General features: G+C 71.3%; 17 protein-coding genes. 13 read left to right on the top strand and 4 right to left on the bottom strand.

Annotated elements, in window-relative coordinates:
- Nucleotides 1-2: 2 nt before the first annotated feature.
- The 5 genes from sufU to hisG all read left to right on the top strand — a co-directional run bounded on the left by sufU (nt 3) and on the right by hisG (nt 4,299).
- The gene (sufU, locus tag ABZ911_RS20765) at nt 3-443 is read left to right on the top strand and encodes a Fe-S cluster assembly sulfur transfer protein SufU (RefSeq protein ID WP_358057871.1); all 441 of its coding nucleotides are present in this window, start codon (nt 3-5) and stop codon (nt 441-443) included.
- Nucleotides 440-802, top strand: coding sequence for a metal-sulfur cluster assembly factor (locus ABZ911_RS20770; RefSeq protein ID WP_358057874.1), 363 nt, complete (start codon nt 440-442; stop codon nt 800-802). Before sufU ends, ABZ911_RS20770 begins: the two co-directional genes overlap by 4 nt.
- A 336-nt stretch (nt 803-1,138) precedes the next feature.
- Nucleotides 1,139-2,977, top strand: coding sequence for a DEAD/DEAH box helicase (locus ABZ911_RS20775; RefSeq protein WP_358057877.1), 1,839 nt, complete (start codon nt 1,139-1,141; stop codon nt 2,975-2,977).
- 154 nt (nt 2,978-3,131) lie between these two features.
- Nucleotides 3,132-3,395, top strand: coding sequence for a phosphoribosyl-ATP diphosphatase (locus ABZ911_RS20780; protein WP_358057880.1), 264 nt, complete (start codon nt 3,132-3,134; stop codon nt 3,393-3,395).
- A gap of 49 nt (nt 3,396-3,444) precedes the next feature.
- Complete coding sequence (gene hisG, locus ABZ911_RS20785; RefSeq protein WP_358057883.1) at nt 3,445-4,299, top strand: ATP phosphoribosyltransferase; 855 nt, start codon at nt 3,445-3,447, stop codon at nt 4,297-4,299.
- Here the strand turns inward: hisG and ABZ911_RS20790 are convergent.
- On the bottom strand, nt 4,296-5,597 hold the full coding sequence (locus tag ABZ911_RS20790) for an aminotransferase class V-fold PLP-dependent enzyme (protein WP_358057886.1): 1,302 nt from the start codon (nt 5,595-5,597) through the stop codon (nt 4,296-4,298). The genes hisG and ABZ911_RS20790 overlap by 4 nt on opposite strands.
- A 119-nt stretch (nt 5,598-5,716) precedes the next feature.
- On the bottom strand, nt 5,717-6,763 hold the full coding sequence (locus tag ABZ911_RS20795) for an EAL domain-containing protein (RefSeq protein ID WP_358057889.1): 1,047 nt from the start codon (nt 6,761-6,763) through the stop codon (nt 5,717-5,719).
- A 107-nt stretch (nt 6,764-6,870) separates the two neighbouring features.
- Between ABZ911_RS20795 and ABZ911_RS20800 the strand changes: the two genes are divergently transcribed.
- The 5 genes from ABZ911_RS20800 to ABZ911_RS20820 all read left to right on the top strand — a co-directional run bounded on the left by ABZ911_RS20800 (nt 6,871) and on the right by ABZ911_RS20820 (nt 12,556).
- On the top strand, nt 6,871-7,542 hold the full coding sequence (locus ABZ911_RS20800; RefSeq protein ID WP_358057892.1) for an acVLRF1 family peptidyl-tRNA hydrolase: 672 nt from the start codon (nt 6,871-6,873) through the stop codon (nt 7,540-7,542).
- A gap of 201 nt (nt 7,543-7,743) precedes the next feature.
- Nucleotides 7,744-9,342: an ABC-F family ATP-binding cassette domain-containing protein gene (locus ABZ911_RS20805; RefSeq protein WP_358057895.1), complete on the top strand. Its 1,599-nt coding sequence runs from the start codon at nt 7,744-7,746 to the stop codon at nt 9,340-9,342.
- A gap of 113 nt (nt 9,343-9,455) precedes the next feature.
- Nucleotides 9,456-9,671, top strand: coding sequence for a helix-turn-helix domain-containing protein (locus ABZ911_RS20810; RefSeq protein ID WP_020547488.1), 216 nt, complete (start codon nt 9,456-9,458; stop codon nt 9,669-9,671).
- Nucleotides 9,672-9,808: 137 nt separating this feature from the next.
- Nucleotides 9,809-10,621 (top strand): enoyl-CoA hydratase/isomerase family protein, encoded by an 813-nt coding sequence (locus tag ABZ911_RS20815; RefSeq protein WP_358057898.1) that lies wholly within the window; start codon nt 9,809-9,811, stop codon nt 10,619-10,621.
- 51 nt (nt 10,622-10,672) lie between these two features.
- A complete protein-coding gene (locus ABZ911_RS20820) occupies nt 10,673-12,556 on the top strand; it encodes an ABC transporter ATP-binding protein (protein ID WP_358057901.1) in 1,884 nt (627 codons plus the stop codon).
- On the opposite strand, the gene ABZ911_RS20825 is transcribed toward ABZ911_RS20820, so the two are convergent.
- Complete coding sequence (locus ABZ911_RS20825; RefSeq protein WP_358057904.1) at nt 12,531-13,412, bottom strand: sulfotransferase; 882 nt, start codon at nt 13,410-13,412, stop codon at nt 12,531-12,533. The genes ABZ911_RS20820 and ABZ911_RS20825 overlap by 26 nt on opposite strands.
- Before the next feature lie 59 nt (nt 13,413-13,471).
- Between ABZ911_RS20825 and ABZ911_RS20830 the strand changes: the two genes are divergently transcribed.
- From ABZ911_RS20830 to ABZ911_RS20840, 3 genes are all read left to right on the top strand, one after another.
- Entirely contained in the window at nt 13,472-14,386 is a 915-nt protein-coding gene (locus ABZ911_RS20830; protein WP_358057907.1) for an LD-carboxypeptidase, read from the top strand.
- A gap of 85 nt (nt 14,387-14,471) precedes the next feature.
- Nucleotides 14,472-15,329 (top strand): hypothetical protein, encoded by an 858-nt coding sequence (locus ABZ911_RS20835; protein ID WP_358057910.1) that lies wholly within the window; start codon nt 14,472-14,474, stop codon nt 15,327-15,329.
- A 55-nt stretch (nt 15,330-15,384) separates the two neighbouring features.
- The gene (locus tag ABZ911_RS20840) at nt 15,385-16,101 is read left to right on the top strand and encodes a DUF981 family protein (protein ID WP_358057913.1); all 717 of its coding nucleotides are present in this window, start codon (nt 15,385-15,387) and stop codon (nt 16,099-16,101) included.
- A gap of 1 nt (nt 16,102) precedes the next feature.
- Here ABZ911_RS20840 and ABZ911_RS20845 read toward each other — a convergent pair whose 3' ends face one another.
- Nucleotides 16,103-17,857, bottom strand: a complete 1,755-nt coding sequence (locus tag ABZ911_RS20845) for a glycoside hydrolase family 15 protein (RefSeq protein WP_358057916.1) — start codon at nt 17,855-17,857, stop codon at nt 16,103-16,105.
- Nucleotides 17,858-17,869: the final 12 nt, after the last annotated feature.

Below are 17,869 nucleotides of genomic sequence, written 5' to 3' on the forward strand. Positions count from 1 at the left end.
CCATGATCGCCGAGTCGATGTACCAGGAGCTGATCCTGGAGCACTACAAGCACCCGCAGGGCCGGGGGCTGCGCGAGCCGTACGACAGTGAGGTTCATCACGTGAACCCGACCTGCGGCGACGAGATCACGCTCCGGGTCAAACTCGGCGACGGCGGTAAGGTCGAGGACGTCTCCTACGACGGGCAGGGCTGTTCGATCAGCCAGGCCGCGGCCTCCGTGCTGCACGAGCTGGCCACCGGCTCGACGGTGACGGAGTCCCTCGCGGTCGTGGACGAGTTCACCCGGCTCATGCAGGGCCGGGGCAAGGTGGAGGCCGATGAGGACGTGCTCGGTGACGCTGTGGCGTTCGCGGGCGTGGCCAAGTTCCCCGCCAGGGTCAAGTGCGCGTTGCTGTCCTGGATGGCCTACAAGGACGCTGTTGTGAGGAGTGCATCGTCATGAGCAAGCCGGTGGAGACCCCGACGGGGTTCGACGGTGATATCACCCACGACGAGGTCATGGAGGCGCTCAGGGACGTCGTCGACCCCGAGCTCGGCATCAACGTCGTCGACCTGGGCCTGATCTACGGCCTCCACCTCGACCCCGCCGAGGGGGCCGACCGTCCGGTCGCGACCATCGACATGACGCTGACCAGCGCGGCCTGCCCGCTGACCGACGTCATCGAGGATCAGGCGCACTCGGCGCTCGACGGCATGGTCTCCGATGTTAAGATCAACTGGGTCTGGCTGCCGCCGTGGGGTCCCGACAAGATCACCGATGACGGTCGTGACCAACTTCGTATGCTAGGCTTCAACGTCTGATCTTTGCTGTTCCGGCTGATACCCAAAGTGTCAGCCGCTTCAGCGTGCCAAGGTTCGGAAAGTCCGGGCCGGTCGGGGGAATACTTCGTGTCTTCCCGCGCGTTGGCAACATGTGCACCTGGCGCACCGACGTGCGTCTAGCCGCCTGCGGCCGGCAGTGGGTGTGCGTGATGAGAGCCCCATGACCAACAACGGGGCTCTCCCCTCCCACTCCGTGGTCGCCCACCCCAGGGCCGCCCCCGGATCGCCATGAGTACGGCATCGCCGTACGTCCCGGCTCGTCCTTTTCGCAGAAGTGACGCGCCACTTCGACTGAAAGGCACGACCTTCGTGACCATGCTTGACGCTGTTATGCCCGAAACCGCCGCGCAGACCGTGGAGGCGCCCGCGGGACCGTCGGAGTTCGAACTCCTCGGCCTGCCCAAGCCCCTCATCACCGGCCTGACGCGGATGGGCATCGACAGCCCGTTCCCGATCCAGAGCGCGACGATCCCCGACGTGCTCGCGGGACACGACGTGCTCGGCCGTGGCCAGACCGGCTCCGGCAAGACCCTCGCCTTCGGCCTGCCCACGATGGCGCGCATCGCCGGCCGCCGGCCCGCCCCGCGCCGCCCCCGCGCCGTCATCCTCGTGCCGACCCGCGAGCTCGCGCTCCAGGTCCACGACGCCCTGGAGCCGCTCGGCCGCGGCCTGTCCCTGCGGATGAAGGTCGTCGTCGGCGGCATGTCCATGGGCAAGCAGGTCGAGGCGCTGCGCCGCGGCGTCGACCTGATCATCGCCACCCCCGGCCGCCTCGGCGACCTCATCCGCCAGGGTGAGTGCTCGCTGGAGGAGATCGAGGTGGCGGTCCTGGACGAGGCCGACCACATGTGCGACCTCGGCTTCTTCCCCGTCGTCACGGAGCTGCTCGCGCAGACCCCCGCCGACGGGCAGCGGCTGCTGTTCTCCGCCACCCTCGACGGTGACGTGGACAAGCTGGTCAGGCGCTTCCTGAAGAACCCGATCACGCACTCCATCGCCCCCGCGACCTCCCCGGTCGACACGATGGAGCACCACGTGATGCAGGTGACCCGCGACGACAAGTTCGACGTCACCGCCGAGATCGCCAACCGCGAAGGCCGGACGATCATCTTCGTGCGCACCCAGCACGGCGTCGACCGGCTGTGCAAGCAGCTCGCCCGGGTCGGCGTGAAGTCCGGCGGACTGCACGGCGGCAAGCGGCAGAACCAGCGCACCCGCATCCTGGCCGAGTTCAAGGAGGGCCAGGTCGACGTGCTGGTGTGCACCGACGTGGCCGCCCGCGGCATCCACGTCGACAACATCAGCCTGGTGCTGCACGTCGACCCGCCGCAGGACCACAAGAGCTACCTGCACCGGGGCGGCCGTACCGCTCGCGCGGGCGAGAAGGGCACCGTGGTGACCCTCGTCCTGCCGAACGAGCGCCGCTCCACCGACTCCCTCACCCGCCGGGCCGGCATCAACCCGTTCCGCCTCAAGGCCACCCCGGGGCACCCCCGCCTCGCCGAGGTGACCGGGGCCAGGTTGCCCAGCGGCGAGTCGATCCCGGTCTGGGAGCCCGACGCCCGCAAGCCGCTGCGCCCGCGCCGTGACGGTGGCGGCCACGGCGGCGCCGACCGTCGTCCCCGCCGTCCGCGCCGCGAGTTCGAGGGCGACGACCGTCGCCCGCGCCGCCACGACGGCGGCGGCTCGGCCGAGCCCCGCACCTTCGGCGACCGTGCCCCGCGCACGGGCGGCGGGCACCGCTCCGAGGGCGGCTTCCGCGGCAACGACAACCGGGGTTTCCGCGGTAACGACAACCGCGGCGACGACAGGGCTCCCCGCTCCGGCGAGGACCGCGCGCCCCGTGGCGACGACCGCGGCGGTGACAACCGCGGCGGCGGCTACCGCTCCGACGACCGCGGCGGCTACCGTCCCGACGACCGCGGCGGCGTCCGCGCCGACGGTGACCGCGGGCGTCCGTTCTCGGCCGACCGTGGCGGTTACCGTGGCGGCGCGCGCACCGACGACCGTGGCGGCGACCGTGGCCGTCCGTTCTCGGCCGACCGCGGCGGCGCCCCCGCCGCCGGCCGTACCGGCGGCTACCGCTCCGAGGACCGCGGCAACGGCGGCTTCCGCTCCGACCGCGGCAACGCCGCGCGCCGCTTCGGCCGCTGACCCGGCCGGATCCCGCGGTGACGCTTCGTGACGCCCGCCGTACCTGTCACAGGTACGGCGGGCGTCCGTCGTCTCGCGGGGCGGACCGCGGCGCGTCCGCCCGGCCGGGCGCACTAGGCTGTACGGGCACACCAGCCGACCGTCGAGAGAGATCATGAAGACCTTCGAAGAGCTGTTCGCCGAGCTGTCCGAGAAGGCGCGCACCCGGCCCGAGGGGTCGGGCACCGTGGCCGCGCTGGACGCCGGTGTCCATGCCATCGGCAAGAAGGTCGTCGAGGAGGCCGCCGAGAGCTGGATGGCCGCCGAGCACGAGACGAAGGACAGAGCCGCCGAGGAGATCTCCCAGTTGCTCTACCACGTTCAGGTGCTCATGATCGCCCGGGGCATCGAGCTGGACGAGGTCTACAAGCATCTGTAGGGCGCCGCGGCGCCCCGACCTCGTCCGCAACCGACTCGACCTGCCGAGGATGACAGACATGCTGCGTCTGGCCGTACCCAACAAGGGCGTGCTCAACGAGGCCGCCCAGATCATGCTCAAGGAGGCCGGCTACCGGTCTCGCAAGGACAGCAAGGAGCTGGTCGTCTTCGACCAGGAGAACTCCTGCGAGCTGTTCTTCCTGCGCCCCCGCGACATCGCCGTGTACGTCGGCGAGGGCACCCTCGACGCCGGGATCACCGGCCGCGACATGCTCATCGACTCCGGCGCGCCCGTGCAGGAGATCCTGCCGCTGGGCTTCGGCGGCTCCACCTTCCGCCTGGCCACCAAGGCCGGGTCGATGAGGTCGGTGCAGGATCTCGACGGGCTGCGCATCGCCACCTCCTACGCGGGGCTGCTCGGCAAGTACCTGTCCGAGAGCGGCGTGGACGCCCGGGTGATCAAGCTCGACGGCGCCGTCGAGACCGCCATCCACCTGGGGGTCGCCGACGCGGTCGCGGACGTGGTGGAGACCGGCACGACGCTGCGCAACGTCGGGCTGGAGGTGTTCGGCGAGCCCATCATGCGCTCGGAGGCCGTGCTCATCACCCGTGAGGGCGCGCCCGAGACGCCCGGCGTCGAGCAGCTCGTCAGGCGGCTTCAGGGCGTGCTGCACGCCCGCGACTACGTGATGATGGACTACGACATCCGGGCCGAGCAGATCGAGCAGGCCAGCGCGATCACGCCCGGCATGGAGGGGCCGACGATCTCGCCGCTGCACCGCGAGGGCTGGGTGGCGGTGCGGACCATGGTGCCGCGCAAGGGCCACCAGCAGGTGATGGACCAGCTCTGGGAGATCGGCGCGCGGGCCATCCTGGTCACCGACATCTACGCCTGCCGCCTCTAGACGAGCGCGGCGACCGCCTTGACGGCCTGGTCCACCTGCTCGGGGGTGACGACCATGCTGGTGCCGAAGCGCAGGTACGACTCCCGGTAGGGGGTCGTGCTCGCCGCCAGCGCGTGCTCGGCGCGCAGCCTGCGCACGGCCTCGGCCGGTGGCAGGCCGTCGATCGAGCAGCACACCAGCCCCGCCGAGAGCGCCGGATCGGCCGGGGTGTGCACCCGCACGCCGGGGATCGCGGCCAGGCCCCGCTTGAGCCTGGTCGCGAGCTCCTGGGCGCGTTCCTGGACGCGCTCGGGGCCGATGGCCTCCATGAAGGCGAACGCCTCGGTCACCGCCCACCGGTGCTCGAAGGCCTTGTAACCGCCCGGCGTGACGAGCTGCCCGCCGGAGGCGGAGGGCGCGGTGCCGGTGAACCAGGCGTCGAAGGCGGCGCCGCTGAAGCTCGGGATCGTGGGGGACAGGTCGTTCAGCGTCCTGCCGTACAGGATGCCGGTGCCGCGGGGGCCGAACAGCCACTTGTGCGTGCCGGTGGCCAGGAAGTCGCAGCCGAGGTCGTCGACGCCGTCGGCGATCGCGCCGAAGCCGTGCACGCCGTCGACGCACAGCAGCGCCCGGTCCCGCTCGGCGCGGCCCCGGTTGGCCTCGGCGAGCGCGTCGGCGATGGCGCGGACCGGCAGGCGCACGCCGGTGCTGGAGTGCACCCAGGTGATCGCGACGACTCGGGTGCGCGGCCCGACCGCCTTGGCGAGCCTGCCGACGATCTCGTCCTGCGAGGCCTTCGCCGGGTCGTCGTACAGGGCGACGCGGCGCACCTTCGCCCCCGTCCGCGCGCCGAGCAGGCGCAGGCTCTCGTGGGTGGCCAGGAAGTCGTGCTCGGTGGTCAGCACGTCCTGGCCCGGCAGCAGCCCGAGGCCGGAGTACAGCAGGCCGAGACCCATGGTGGTGCTGTCGGTGAGCGCGATCTGCTCGCCGCTCGCGCCGAGGAAGCGGGCCGCCGCCCGGCGGACGTTGGCATCGGCGTCCACTGCGCCGTCCGGGTGGTACTCGGGGCTGGCGTCCAGCCCGTCCCGGTGCCGCTGTACGGCCGCGCGCACCGGAGCGGGATGCGAGGCCAGCATGAACGCCTCGAAGTGGGCCACCGACGGGTCGAGGGCGAACTGGGCGCGCACCGAGGCCCAGTCGCCCGGGTCGAACGCGGGCGGCTTCGGCGCGGGTGTGCCCGCCGTGCACCCCGCCAGCGCCGCGCCCGCCCCGGCCAGCAATCCTGCGCCGAGCAGCGTCCTTCTCTCCAGCCCCGTCATGACCTCCTTCCTACCTCGCGCGGCCCGCTCCGCACAGGCGCGCGTCCGAGTCGTTACCGCACGGAAGGAAGGACGCGACGGGCGGGCTCCCCCTACGACCGATCGTGCGGGAGGCGGGCTCAGCCGCGCACGACCTGGCGCATCAGTTCCGAGACGCGGACGATGCCCAGGCACCGGTTGAGCTCGTCGGTGACGACCAGGTCGTCGTAGGCGCGGGCCGTGTCCATGCCCGCGACCTGCATGGCGGCGATCGCGGGGGTGGTCTTGGGCACCGTGCGGGGAGGGTCGGCGAGGCGCAGGGCGGGCTTGCCGCCGTGCAGCGCGTGGCCGTAGCGCCCGGCGAACGACAGCAGGAACCTGCTGCGATCCAGGCTGCCCTTCGGCCGCTGGTACTCGTCGACCAGGATCACGCTGCTGATCGACGGCTCGCCGCCGAACGCCTCCACCACGTCCTCGGAGTTCGCCTCGGCGGGCAGCGTCACCGCGGGCAGCAGCAGTTCCTGCACGCGCGGGCCGAGCATCATCGTCGCCGGTGAGGGCTCCGGGACCGTCAGCGGCACGTGGATGCGGCCGTCGGGGCCGGGGACGAGCAGCGGGCCCTGCGCCAGCCGTACCCCCCGGTCTCTGACGGCGGAGAGCTGCTCCTCGCGCGTGACGCCCTGGGCGAGCACGTGCGCGCCGATCCCGCGCGCCAGCGCCACCAGCGCCCTGCCCACCGCCGCGCGCCGGGGGTCGCGCGCGGCGGCCTCCTGCTCGGGCTCGGGCGCGAGCACGAGCAGGTACGGCGAGGCGCCCGCGACCAGCGCCAGCGGCAGGTCGCCCGATTCCAGGCCGCCGAAGGCCAGCAGGTACCCGATGGCGCGCAGGCCGTCCAGGCCGACCAGCAGCGCCCGGCGGTCGGCGGGCGCGCACGAGCCGAGCACCAGCAGGATGACCTCCCGCGGGCGCCGGCCCGAGCGGCGCACGGCCTCGTGCAGTGGTGCCAGCGCCCCCGAGCCGCCGATCACCGCGTGGATGGACAGGTCCAGGACGAGAGGCAGGTGGGCCTCGTGACCGGCGGCCTGGAGCGCGCCCGGAACGTCAGGGGCCAGGTGGAGCGCTATCACGCCCCCGGTGTCCAGATCGACGATCGGAGTCGTGGCTGAGGCGGTCAGCAGGGGAGACACGTACAGATGATGGCCGTGATCAGGTCAGTCGCAGAAGCCTCACGAGGCGAAGTTCACCGACATTTCGCTGGATGTTGCCTGGAGGACGGGGTCGATAGTCTTCCCGCATGGGCGGACGACCGGCGAAGGGCGGGGGGCGGTGGGTCACCGTGCCCCCGGAGCGGTTGCGGCGCTGGGCCGACGGCTTCGCCGGACGGCACGGCCCCTTCGAGGTCACGGGCGACAGGGGAGTGGTGCTCCTGACGGCCCGGGACGGAGGCCGGGCCGAGCTGCACGTCCCGTTCCCGCCACTGGCCGCGGACCCGCCCCCGGGCGGCGGAGAGGCGCTCTTCGAGGCGCTGGTGGAGCACGCGCTGGCGCGGCGGTCTGTCGGGGTGGTGCTGGTGCGCATGGGCGGGTACGCGGCCGGGGTCTTCCACGGTGGCGACCTGGTCGTCTCCAAGGTGGGGTCGCGGCTGGTGCAGGGGCGCAGCGCGGCGGGCGGCTGGTCGCAGCAGCGCTTCGCCAGGCGCAGGCAGAACCAGGCGGGCCAGGCCTACGACGCCGCGGGAGAGACCGCGGCCCGGGTGCTCGGCCCGCATCTCGACCGGCTAGACGCGGTGGTGTTCGGCGGCGACCACAGGGCGGTCGACGCCCTGCGCGCCGACCGCCGCCTGGCGCCCCTCTTCGCCCTGGAGGCCGAGCCCTTCCTGACCGTCCCCGACCCCAGACTCGCCGTCCTGCGCGAGACCCCCGCCGCCTTCCGCGCCGTCCGTGTCCGCGTCACCGACCCCGCCTGAGCGCTCCGGCCTCGCCGTCCCCGATGTCCGCAATCCCTTCCGACGCAGGAAGGGACTGGTGCGCGAGGTTGTTAACCAGAGGAGAGGTGCTGGGCGGAGCCGTACACTGATCCCTATGCACACTCCCGATTGACCGGCCTCGCATGCCGTCTTCCCCCTGCCCCCTTCGTCGTTTCCTAGCTCGGGAGTGTCCCTACAACCATGATCATCGCCAGTGACATCGAGCTGCGCGCGGGCTCGCGGCTGCTCATCGAAAGCGCCTCCTTCCGGGTCAACCCCGGCGACAAGATCGGCCTGGTCGGCCGCAACGGCGCGGGCAAGACGACGCTGACCAAGGTGCTGGCCGGCGAGGGGTCCCCCGCCGGGGGCAGCGTGACCGCCTCCGGCAGCGTCGGCTACCTCCCGCAGGACCCGCGCACGGGCGACCTGCAGGTGCTCGCCCGCGACCGCATCCTGTCCGCGCGCGGCCTCGACGAGGTCCTGCGCAAGCTGCGCCTGGCCGAGATCGGTATGTCCGCCGACGACCAGCGGGTGCGCGACAAGGCGGTCCGGCAGTACGGCAGGCTCGAGGACCAGATGCACGTGCTCGGCGGCTACTCGGCCGAGGCGGAGGCGGCCTCGATCGCCTCCAGCCTGGGCCTGCCGGACCGGGTGCTCAAGCAGCCGCTGGAGACACTGTCCGGCGGTCAGCGCAGAAGGGTGGAGCTGGCGCGCATTCTTTTCAGCGGAGCGGAGACTCTCCTCCTCGACGAGCCGACAAACCACCTAGATGCGGACTCAATCGGCTGGCTTCGTGATTTTTTGCGATCTCATCAAGGTGGCTTGGTGATCATCAGCCACGATGTCTCGCTTCTTGAAGCCACGGTCAACAAGGTCCTGCATCTCGACGCGAACCGCTGCGTGGTCGACGCCTACAACATGGGCTGGAAGACGTACCTGGCCCAGCGGGAGACCGACGAGAAGCGGCGCAAGCGCGAGCGGGCCAACGCCGAGAAGCAGGCCGGCGCGCTGATGGCGCAGGCCGACAAGATGCGCGCCAAGGCGACCAAGGCCAAGGCCGCCCAGGACATGGCCCGCCGCGCGCAGCGCCTGCTGTCCGGCACCGAGGAGGAGCGCAAGGCCGACAAGGTCGCCAAGCTGCGCTTCCCCGACCCGCTGCCGTGCGGCAGGACGCCGCTGATGGCCGAGGGCCTGTCGAAGTCGTACGGCTCGCTGGAGATCTTCACCGACGTGGACGTGGCCATCGACCGCGGCCACCGGGTGGTCATCCTGGGCCTCAACGGCGCGGGCAAGACCACGCTGCTGCGCCTGCTGGCGGGCATCGAGACGCCCGACACCGGCGCGATCAAGCCCGGCCACGGCCTGAAGGTCGGCTACTACGCCCAGGAGCACGAGACCCTCGACGGCGACCGCACGCTGCTGGAGAACATGCGCTCGGCGGGCGGCGAGTTCACCGACACCGAGCTGCGCAAGGTGCTCGGCTCGTTCCTGTTCACCGGCGACGACTCCGACAAGCCCGCCGGGGTGCTGTCCGGAGGCGAGAAGACCCGCCTCGCGCTGGCCTTGCTGGTGCTCTCCAGCGCCAACGTCCTGCTCCTCGACGAGCCCACCAACAACCTGGATCCGGCGAGTCGAGAACATGTACTTTCGGCCCTTAGGTCCTATTCTGGGGCAATCGTACTGGTCACGCACGATGAGGGTGCCGTTGAGGCGCTGCGACCCGATAGGGTGATCTTGCTGCCTGACGGAACTGAAGACGCATGGAGCGAGGAATTTTCCGATCTTGTGGCACTTGCCTGATCTTAATTTGAGCGGGTAGGGATCTTTTCCCCTGGAGTAGGTAGCCGATCCCGCTGAAATGACTGATCATGGCGGAGTAACGCTGCGGAAGTCTGGCACTACAGGAGGTACTCGTGGCCGAGACTCTGAAGAAAGGCACCCGGGTGACCGGGGCCGACCGTGAAAAACTGGCCGGCGATCTCAAGAAGCGCTACGCCGCGGGTGAAAGCATCCGCGCCCTGGCGGCTTCGACCGGCCGGTCGTACGGGTTCATCCACCGCATCCTCAGCGAGTCCGGCGTGACTCTGCGCGGGCGCGGCGGAGCCACCCGGGGCAAGTCCAAGCGCTGAGGCCGCCTCGGAACGCGCGACCGCAGCCGCTCGTCCCAAGTCAGCTCGCCGTCGCGTCCGGACCTCACTAGAACCCTGTTCTGGGGACTGGGTAGGCTCGGGCGCGACGGACCAGCGACGGACCTGGGAGAGGGCGCATGGCGGACGCGGTGCTTGGGGGGAGTGCGGAGGAGGTCTTCGCGAAGGAACTCGCGGAGGCAGGCCTGCGCTACGAGGTGGACGGTGAGATCGCCACGATCACGCTGGACCGGCCGGAAAAACGCAACGCTCAGACGTTCGCGACCTGGTCGGCCTTGGCCCGCATCGGCGACAACCTGCCGGAGCAGGTGCGCATCGTGGTGTTGACAGGTGAGGGACCGTCCTTCTCGGCAGGGATCGACCTGCGGATGTTCACGCCCGAGGGGGTGCCCGGACAGGGCTCGTTCAGCTCGGCGGCACAACTCGAGAACGCCTCGTTCGAGGACACGGTCGAGCAGGCCCAGCAGGGATTTCTGTGGTTGCGCAGACCGGAGATCGTCTCCATCGCGGCCGTCCACGGTCACGCGATCGGCGCCGGATTCCAACTGGCGCTCGCCTGTGATCTGCGGATCGTGGCCGATGATGTCAAGTTCTGCATGAAGGAGCCCGCGCTCGGGCTCGTGCCCGATCTGACGGGGACCAAGCCCCTGGTCGACCTGGTGGGGACGGCCAAGGCGATCGACATCTGCCTCACGGCGCGGGTGGTGGAGGCGCAGGAGGCCTACCGGCTGGGGCTGGCCGAGCAGGTCGTGGCGAGGGGCGAGCTGGCGCGGGCCGTACGGGAGAAGGCCGAGGCGCTGCTCGCGGTCAACCGGGACGCGGCGACGGCCACCAAGAGACTGCTTCGGGGCGCGCGGGAGCGCACCCTGGAGGAGCAGTGCGCGGCCGAACGCGTCGAGCAGGCCCGCCGGGTCGCCGCGCTGTTCGGCTGAGGGAATCTCCCGGGCCCCTCCGGTGCTCTGGTCGGAGGAGAAGGGAAGGCCATGGCGATGATGGGAGGGGGCTTCGGCCCCCAGGTGATGCGCTCGCTGCGCCGCGACGAGTCGGTCCTCGGGCAGCGGCTCACGCCGGGCACGGTCCGGCGCATCGCCCGTTACGCCAGGCCGTACTCGCGGCAGATCACCGCGTTCCTGGTGCTCGTCGTGCTGGGCGCGGTCGTCGTGGTCGCCAATCCGCTGCTGATGAAGGCCATCATCGACGACGGCATCCTGCCCAAGCGGACCGACGTGGTGATCGGCCTGGCGGTGACCATCGCCGTGCTGGCCGCGCTGGACGCGGGGCTCACGCTGGTGCAGCGCTGGTTCTCCGCGCGCATCGGCGAAGGACTGATCTACAACCTGCGCACCGAGGTCTTCGACCACGTGCAGCGCATGCCGGTCGCCTTCTTCATGCGGGCGCAGACCGGCGCCCTGGTCTCCCGGCTCAACACCGACGTCATCGGCGCGCAGCGGGCGCTCACCACGACGCTGTCGTCCGTCGTCTCCAACGTGATCAGTCTCGTCCTGGTGCTCGGCGCGATGCTGGTGCTGTCCTGGCAGGTGACGCTGGTCGCCCTGGTCCTGCTGCCGATCTTCATCGTGCCCGCCAAGTGGGTGGGCAGGCGCATGTCCGCCTTCACCCGCGAGCAGATGCAACTGGACGCGGAGATGAGCTCGGTGATGACCGAGCGCTTCAACGTCGCCGGCGCGATGGTCGCCAAACTGTACGGCAGGCCCGACGAGGAGGCCGAGCTGTTCGGCAGGCGGGCCTCCAGGGTGCGCGACGTGGGCGTGACGGTGGCCATGTACGGCACGGTCTTCCGGGTCGCGCTCGGCCTGGTCGCCGCCCTGGCCACCGCCCTGGTGTACGGCGTCGGCGGCGTGCTGGCCGTGCAGAACGTCTTCGAGCTCGGCACCCTGGTCGCCCTCGCCGCCCTGCTGATGCGCCTCTACGGCCCGCTGACCAGCCTGTCCAACGTGCACGTCGACGTGATGACCGCGCTGGTCAGCTTCGACCGGGTCTTCGAGGTGCTCGACCTCAAGCCGATGGTCGCCGAGCGGCCGGGCGCGGTCCCGGTGCCCGACGGGCCGGTCTCGATCGAGTTCGACGACGTGCACTTCGGCTACCCGTCGGCCGAGGAGGTGTCGCTGGCCTCGCTGGAGTCGGTGGCCCGCCAGGACACCGGGCCCTCGCAGCCGGTGCTGAAGGGCGTGAGCTTCACCGCCGCGCCCGGCCGGCTGGTCGCGCTGGTCGGCCCGTCGGGCGCGGGAAAGACGACGATCACCTCGCTGGTCTCCCGGCTCTACGACGTCGGCACGGGCACGGTGCGGATCAGCGGGCTCGACGTGCGCGAGGCCACGCTCGCCTCGCTTCGCGACACCGTCGGCGTGGTCATGCAGGACGCCCACCTCTTCCACGACACCGTCGGCGCGAACCTGCGCTACGCCCGGCCCGAGGCGAGCGAGGAGGAGATCTGGGACGCCCTGCGGGCCGCGCAGATCGCCGAGCTGATCGAGGCGCTGCCCGAGCGGCTGGAGACGGTCGTGGGCGACCGCGGCTACCGCCTGTCGGGCGGCGAGAAGCAGCGGCTGGCGCTGGCCAGGCTGCTGCTGAAGGCCCCGCGCGTGGTCGTGCTGGACGAGGCCACCGCGCACCTGGACTCGGAGTCCGAGGCGGCCGTGCAGCAGGCGCTGAAGACGGCGCTGGCCGGGCGCACCTCCCTGGTCATCGCCCACCGGCTGTCGACGATCAGGGAGGCCGACGAGATCCTCGTCGTGCAGGACGGCCGGATCGCCGAGCGCGGCAGGCACGAGGACCTGCTGGCCCGCGGCGGCCTGTACGCCGAGCTCTACCGCACCCAGTTCACTTCAGGTAGCCCAGCCGAGTGAGCTCCTCCTTGGCGACCCGCTCCACCATCACCAGGTCGATGGGGCGCAGCCGCAGCCGCCAGGTGCCCACCTCGGGCACCCGCGGGCCGTACAGCGCGACCTTGGAGACGCGGGTCTCCAGGAAGCCGGAGAGCGTGCCGATCGTCTCGGCCGGTTTCTGGGCCAGCTCCTCGTAGCGCAGGGTGAGGAGCTGCTCGGGGGGCAGTTCCTGGCGCAGGGTGGCGCTCAGGCGCACCGCGCCGCGCCAGCGCAGCGCGCACTTGCCCGCCGTCGTCATGCCCTTCCAGCGCTCGCGGTGCTCCTCGCGGTTGACGCCGAGGAACGGGTTGGGGAACTCGGTGTCCTCCGCCAACATGCCCGGCTTGAACCAGGCCAGGCAGGCCGGATCGGCGAGCATGTCGGTGGTGACGTCCCGGCCGTCGCGGATGAGCTGCACGAACCTGGCGTCGGGGAAGGCGCGCAGCAGTGCCTGGGCGCTGTAGATCAGGTCGGGGCTGGCGTCGCCGAACCGGGTGACCGTGCTGGTGGCCACGCACGGCCCCACGCCGGTGACGCCGCCCGCCTCCTGGCAGGTCGGCGGGCACTGCCCGCACACGCCGGGCAGCACCTGCCACGACTCGGCGAGCGCGTCCCTGATGACCCTGGTCGCGCCGTGCCCCGAGCCGATCGACGGTTTGCGGGCGAAGGCGTACACGACGTGGGCCATGCCGGAGCGCCCCATCGTGACGTGGAAGCCGGGGGAGCGTTTCAGGGCACGGGCGAGCAGGTCCGCGCCGGAGTGCGGGGCACCGAGCAGGAACACCGGACGGCGGACCTTGATGCCGTTGACCACGAGGATGTGAGGCGGAGGTCGCATACGACAGGTAAGTGTGACACCGTTTTCGGACCTGATCGAATCGCCATGGGAGCTGATCGATGACCACCCGCCCCGCCAGGCTCAGGGCCGGAGACACCGTCGCCGTCGTGGCCCCCTCGGGCCCGCTCAAGGCGCCCCTGCTCGAACGCGGCGTGAGGCTGCTCGAAGGGCTGGGCCTCAAGGTCGTCATCGGTCAGCACGCGCTGGAGCACGACGGCTTCCTGGCGGGCCCCGACGCCGCCAGGGCCGCCGACCTGCAAGCCGCCTGGTGCGACCCGGCCGTCACCGCGGTCTTCTGCGCCAGGGGCGGGTACGGCGCCGCCAGGCTGCTCGGCCTGCTCGACTGGGCCGCCATGCGCGCCGCGGGCCCCAAGACGCTGATCGGCTCCAGCGACATCACCGCCCTGCACCAGGTGTTCGCCGCCGAGCTGGGCGTGGCGACGCTGCACGGCCCGATGCCCGCCGGTCAGCTGATCGGCGGCGAGGGCGGCCCCGAGCCGGTGACCTGGAGCGCTCTGCGGGCCGCCCTGTTCGGGGAGCCGGAGCCGGAGCCGGTCGCCGGTGACCGCGTGCTGGTGCCGGGCAGGGCGGAGGGGGAGCTGACCGGCGGCAACCTGTCGCTGCTCGCCTCGCTCTGCGGCACCCGGTACCAGCCCTCCTTCGCCGGGAAGATCGCGCTGCTGGAGGAGATCGGCGAGGTGCCGTACCGGATCGACCGGATGCTGACGCAGTTGCTGCAGTCGGGGGCCTTCGAGGGGGTGCGCGGGCTGGTGCTCGGGTCGTGGGTGAACTGCGGCGACCCGCTCCCGGTGCTGACCGAGCGGCTCGTCCCGCTGGGGGTTCCGACGCTGGCCGGGCTGGCAGTTGGCCACGGATCGCCCCAGATGAGTGTGTGGCTTGGGGCGCTTGGTGTTATCGATACCGAATCGTGCTCGCTGGCTGGTCGGTTCCGCGACAGTGAGCAGGCATCGTAGGAGACGCATAGGGAGGAAACCGACAGAGGGGACGCGGCGCGTGAAACTGTTCAGGCGTGACCGGGAGCCCTCCCGGCGAGGTCAGGTGCGATCGGTCGAGGACGTCGATCTCGACTCCCTGCTGGCCCTGGTCGCCGACTCCCTCGGCTTCGCCTGCGCCTTCGCCGCCGACGGCGGCTCGCTCACGCTGGGCGCCCTGCCGGGCGCCGCGCCGCAGGCCGGGCCGATCGTGGTGAGGCTGACCGGGCTGCGTCGCGAGATCGGCCGCCGCTCCCGCGAGGACTGGCCGATGCTGGTCTCCGAGCACCTGGCGCGGGTCGTCGCCGACGCCGGCGGCCCCATCGACGTCTGCGACCTGGACCAGGTCAAGCCGCTGCTGCGGACCCGCGTGGAGTCGGTCGACGACGTCGACGACCTCACCAGGGTGGTCGGCCGCCACCTGAACGGCGACCTGGTGGAGCTGCTCACCGCGGGCGGCCGGGAGGTGCGGCCCGAGGAGGCCGGCTGCTGGCCCATCCCCTCGGGGCAGGCGCTGGACCTGGCGCTCGCCAACGTCCGCGACGACGAGCGGCTGACCGTGCAGCACGTGGACCTGGCGGGCACCCGGGTGTGGCTGCTGTCGGGCGGCAGCCGCGCGGCGGCCTCGCACCTGCGCTGGCTGGCCGACTACGTGCCCGTGCCCGAGGACGGCGTGCTGGTCGTGCTGCCCGACCCCGGGAGCCTCATCGTGCACCCGGTCGACGGGATCGGCGTGGTGCGCGCCATCGAACGGCTGCGCGTGCACGCCGAGCGGGCCGGTGGCCCGAGTTCCCAGGTGTACTGGTGGCATGAGGGCAGGCTCACCCTGATCAAGGCCGACATCGTGCTGCAGGGCGGTCAGACGCGGCTGGTGGTCGCGCCGCCCTCGGAGTTCGCGAAGGTGCTGGCCCGGCTGGCCGCCTGACTCTTCGTTTCCATGTGATCACTGTGGGTAATCATCCCTTGTGGGGGACTATCTGATGGCATGGGCGGCGGCGCCGCCCGAGCTGAAGATCGACTGGACGAAGATGCCCACCTACAACACGATCATGGCGGTCGCCGCGGGCGTCGGGCTGATCCTGGTCGTGGTGCTGGGCCAAAGGCTGCTGCGCGGCGAGCACGCCGAGCACTACGAGGGCTGGGCGCTGGCCTTCGGCGTGCTCGGCGTGATCCTGGTCACCACCGGCCTGCACATGACGCTCACCTGGCCGCTGGCCGGACAGGGCTTCCCCTTCGACAACATCATCTTCGGCGAGCCCAGCCTGGCCTTCGGCCTGCTGCTGCTGGCCGCCGCCTGGTACCTGTGGCGGCGCGGCGGCGAGCTGTCCGGCGCGCCGGACCGGATCACGCTGGTGTCCCGGCTGGCGGCGCCGCTCTCGCTGTTCGTCTTCGCCATGGGCCTGGCCTGCTTCGGCATCGCCGCGGCCGGCTGGACCTACACGCTGTTCGCCGCGCCGCCGCAGGAGCCGATCTCCGGCGCCTTCGCCGACTATCCGCTGCTGGAGGCCACCTTCATCTCCGGGCTGTACGTCCTGGTCGGAGTCGGCGCGGTGGTGTTCCCGTTCGCCCTGCGCGCCAAGGGCGGGCCCACGGTGAAGATCGTCGGCGTCTGCTGGGGACTGGCCGGTCTGGCCTTCATGCTCTTCGGCGCGCTGAACTACTTCACCCACATCGGGCTGATCGTCAACACGATGTGAGTCACGACAGCGCCCTGGCCGCGTGCACCAGGGGCACATGGCTGAAGGCCTGCGGGAAGTTGCCCACCAGCCGCTCGTAGCGCGGGTCGTACTCCTCGGCCAGCAGCCCGACGTCGTTGCGCAGCGTCAGCAGCCGGTCGAACAGCGTGCACGCCTCGTCGTGGCGGCCCTGCTTGGCCATGACCTCGACCAGCCAGAAGCTGCAGGCCAGGAACGCCCCCTCGGCGCCCGGCAGGCCGTCCACGTCGTTGTCCTCGGCCACCGGGTAGCGCAGCACGAAACCGTCCGACATCAGCTCCAGCTCGATGGCCCGCACCGTGCCGGTCACCCGGGGGTCGTCCACGGGCAGGAAGCCGACCAGCGGAATCAGCAGCAGCGCCGCGTCGAGCTCGACCGAGCCGTAGGACTGGGTGAAGGTGTTGCGTTCGGTGTCGAAGCCCTTGTCGCAGATCTCGGCGTGGATCCGGTCGCGCAGCGCCTTCCAGCGCTCGACCGGGCCGCTCCTGCCGAAGTTCTCCACCTGCCGGATCGCCCGGTCCATCGCCACCCAGCACATCACCTTGGAGTGGGTGAAGTGCCGGCGCGGCCCGCGTACCTCCCACAGGCCCTCGTCGGGCTCGTCCCAGTGCGCCTCCACGTAGTCCAGCAGCTCGCGCTGGATCGCCCAGGCCCGGTCGTCGGGGCTCAGCCCGGAGGTGCGCGAGACGTAGAGGCAGTTCAGCACCTCGCCGTAGACGTCGAGCTGGAGCTGGTTGACCGCCTCGTTGCCGATCCTGACCGGTCGGGAGTCCTCGTAGCCGGCCAGCCAGTCGAGTTTGAGCTCGGGCAGGCGGCGTTCGCCGGCGACGCCGTACATGATCTGCAGGTCCTGCGGGCGGCCCGCGATGGCGCGCAGCAGCCAGGCCCGCCAGTCGGCGGCCTCCTGCAGGTAGCCGGCCCCGATCAGGGCGTCGAGGGTCATCGTGGCGTCGCGCAGCCAGCAGAAGCGGTAGTCCCAGTTGCGTACGCCGCCGATGTCCTCGGGGATGGAGGTCGTCGGCGCGGCCACGATGCCGCCGGTGGGGGCGTAGGTCAGCGCCTTGAGCGTGATCAGCGAGCGGACCACCGCCTCCCGCCACGGGCCCTTGTAGGTGCACTGGTCCACCCACTCCGACCACATCTCCTCGGTCTCCCGGAGCTGGTCCTCGCAGGCGATCTGCCGGGGCATCGGCTCGTGCGAGGGATGCCAGGTGAAGACGAACGGCAGCCGCTCGCCCTCCTTGACGTGGAAGGTGGCCCGGTGGGCGTAGTCGCCGCCCTTGAGCGGGACGGGGGAGTGCAGCCACACCGAGTCGGGACCGCCGACCGCCTGCAGGTGGCCGTCCGTCCGGCGCACCCAGGGCACGATCCGGCCGTAGTCGAAGCGGATGCGCAGCGTCGTGGACATCTCGACGGTCCCGGAGACGCCCTCGACGATGCGCACCACATCGGGGTTGACGTCGCGGGGCGGCATGAAGTCGATCACGCGGACGGTGCCCGTCGGCGTCTCCCACTCGCTCTCCAGGATCAGCGACTCGCCCCGGTAGCGGCGCCTGGTGGCCGCCTGCCGGCCGGTCGGGCCGAGCCACCAGTGACCGTTGCGCTCGCTGCCGAGCAGCGACGCGAAGCACGCGGGTGAGTCGAACCGTGGCAGGCAGAGCCAGTCGATCGACCCGTCCCGGCCTACGAGGGCGGCTGACTGCATGTCCCCGATGAGGGCGTAATCCTCGATCCGCATGCTTTGACGCTA

The organism is Nonomuraea sp. NPDC046570, from assembly GCF_040645915.1.
In the GTDB taxonomy this organism is placed as follows: domain Bacteria; phylum Actinomycetota; class Actinomycetes; order Streptosporangiales; family Streptosporangiaceae; genus Nonomuraea.

What these genes read in the sequence shown, in the direction of transcription:
- ABZ911_RS20805 (WP_358057895.1), top strand. Translation starts at nt 7,744, where the DNA reads ATGATCATCGCCAGTGACATCGAGCTGCGCGCGGGCTCGCGGCTGCTC.
- ABZ911_RS20770 (WP_358057874.1), top strand. Translation starts at nt 440, where the DNA reads ATGAGCAAGCCGGTGGAGACCCCGACGGGGTTCGACGGTGATATCACC.
- ABZ911_RS20800 (WP_358057892.1), top strand. Translation starts at nt 6,871, where the DNA reads ATGGGCGGACGACCGGCGAAGGGCGGGGGGCGGTGGGTCACCGTGCCC.
- ABZ911_RS20820 (WP_358057901.1), top strand. Translation starts at nt 10,673, where the DNA reads ATGGCGATGATGGGAGGGGGCTTCGGCCCCCAGGTGATGCGCTCGCTG.
- hisG (WP_358057883.1), top strand. Translation starts at nt 3,445, where the DNA reads ATGACAGACATGCTGCGTCTGGCCGTACCCAACAAGGGCGTGCTCAAC.
- ABZ911_RS20775 (WP_358057877.1), top strand. Translation starts at nt 1,139, where the DNA reads ATGCTTGACGCTGTTATGCCCGAAACCGCCGCGCAGACCGTGGAGGCG.
- ABZ911_RS20845 (WP_358057916.1), bottom strand. Translation starts at nt 17,857, where the DNA reads ATGCGGATCGAGGATTACGCCCTCATCGGGGACATGCAGTCAGCCGCC.
- ABZ911_RS20840 (WP_358057913.1), top strand. Translation starts at nt 15,385, where the DNA reads ATGGCATGGGCGGCGGCGCCGCCCGAGCTGAAGATCGACTGGACGAAG.
- ABZ911_RS20815 (WP_358057898.1), top strand. Translation starts at nt 9,809, where the DNA reads ATGGCGGACGCGGTGCTTGGGGGGAGTGCGGAGGAGGTCTTCGCGAAG.
- ABZ911_RS20780 (WP_358057880.1), top strand. Translation starts at nt 3,132, where the DNA reads ATGAAGACCTTCGAAGAGCTGTTCGCCGAGCTGTCCGAGAAGGCGCGC.
- sufU (WP_358057871.1), top strand. Translation starts at nt 3, where the DNA reads ATGATCGCCGAGTCGATGTACCAGGAGCTGATCCTGGAGCACTACAAG.
- ABZ911_RS20825 (WP_358057904.1), bottom strand. Translation starts at nt 13,412, where the DNA reads ATGCGACCTCCGCCTCACATCCTCGTGGTCAACGGCATCAAGGTCCGC.
- ABZ911_RS20790 (WP_358057886.1), bottom strand. Translation starts at nt 5,597, where the DNA reads ATGACGGGGCTGGAGAGAAGGACGCTGCTCGGCGCAGGATTGCTGGCC.
- ABZ911_RS20830 (WP_358057907.1), top strand. Translation starts at nt 13,472, where the DNA reads ATGACCACCCGCCCCGCCAGGCTCAGGGCCGGAGACACCGTCGCCGTC.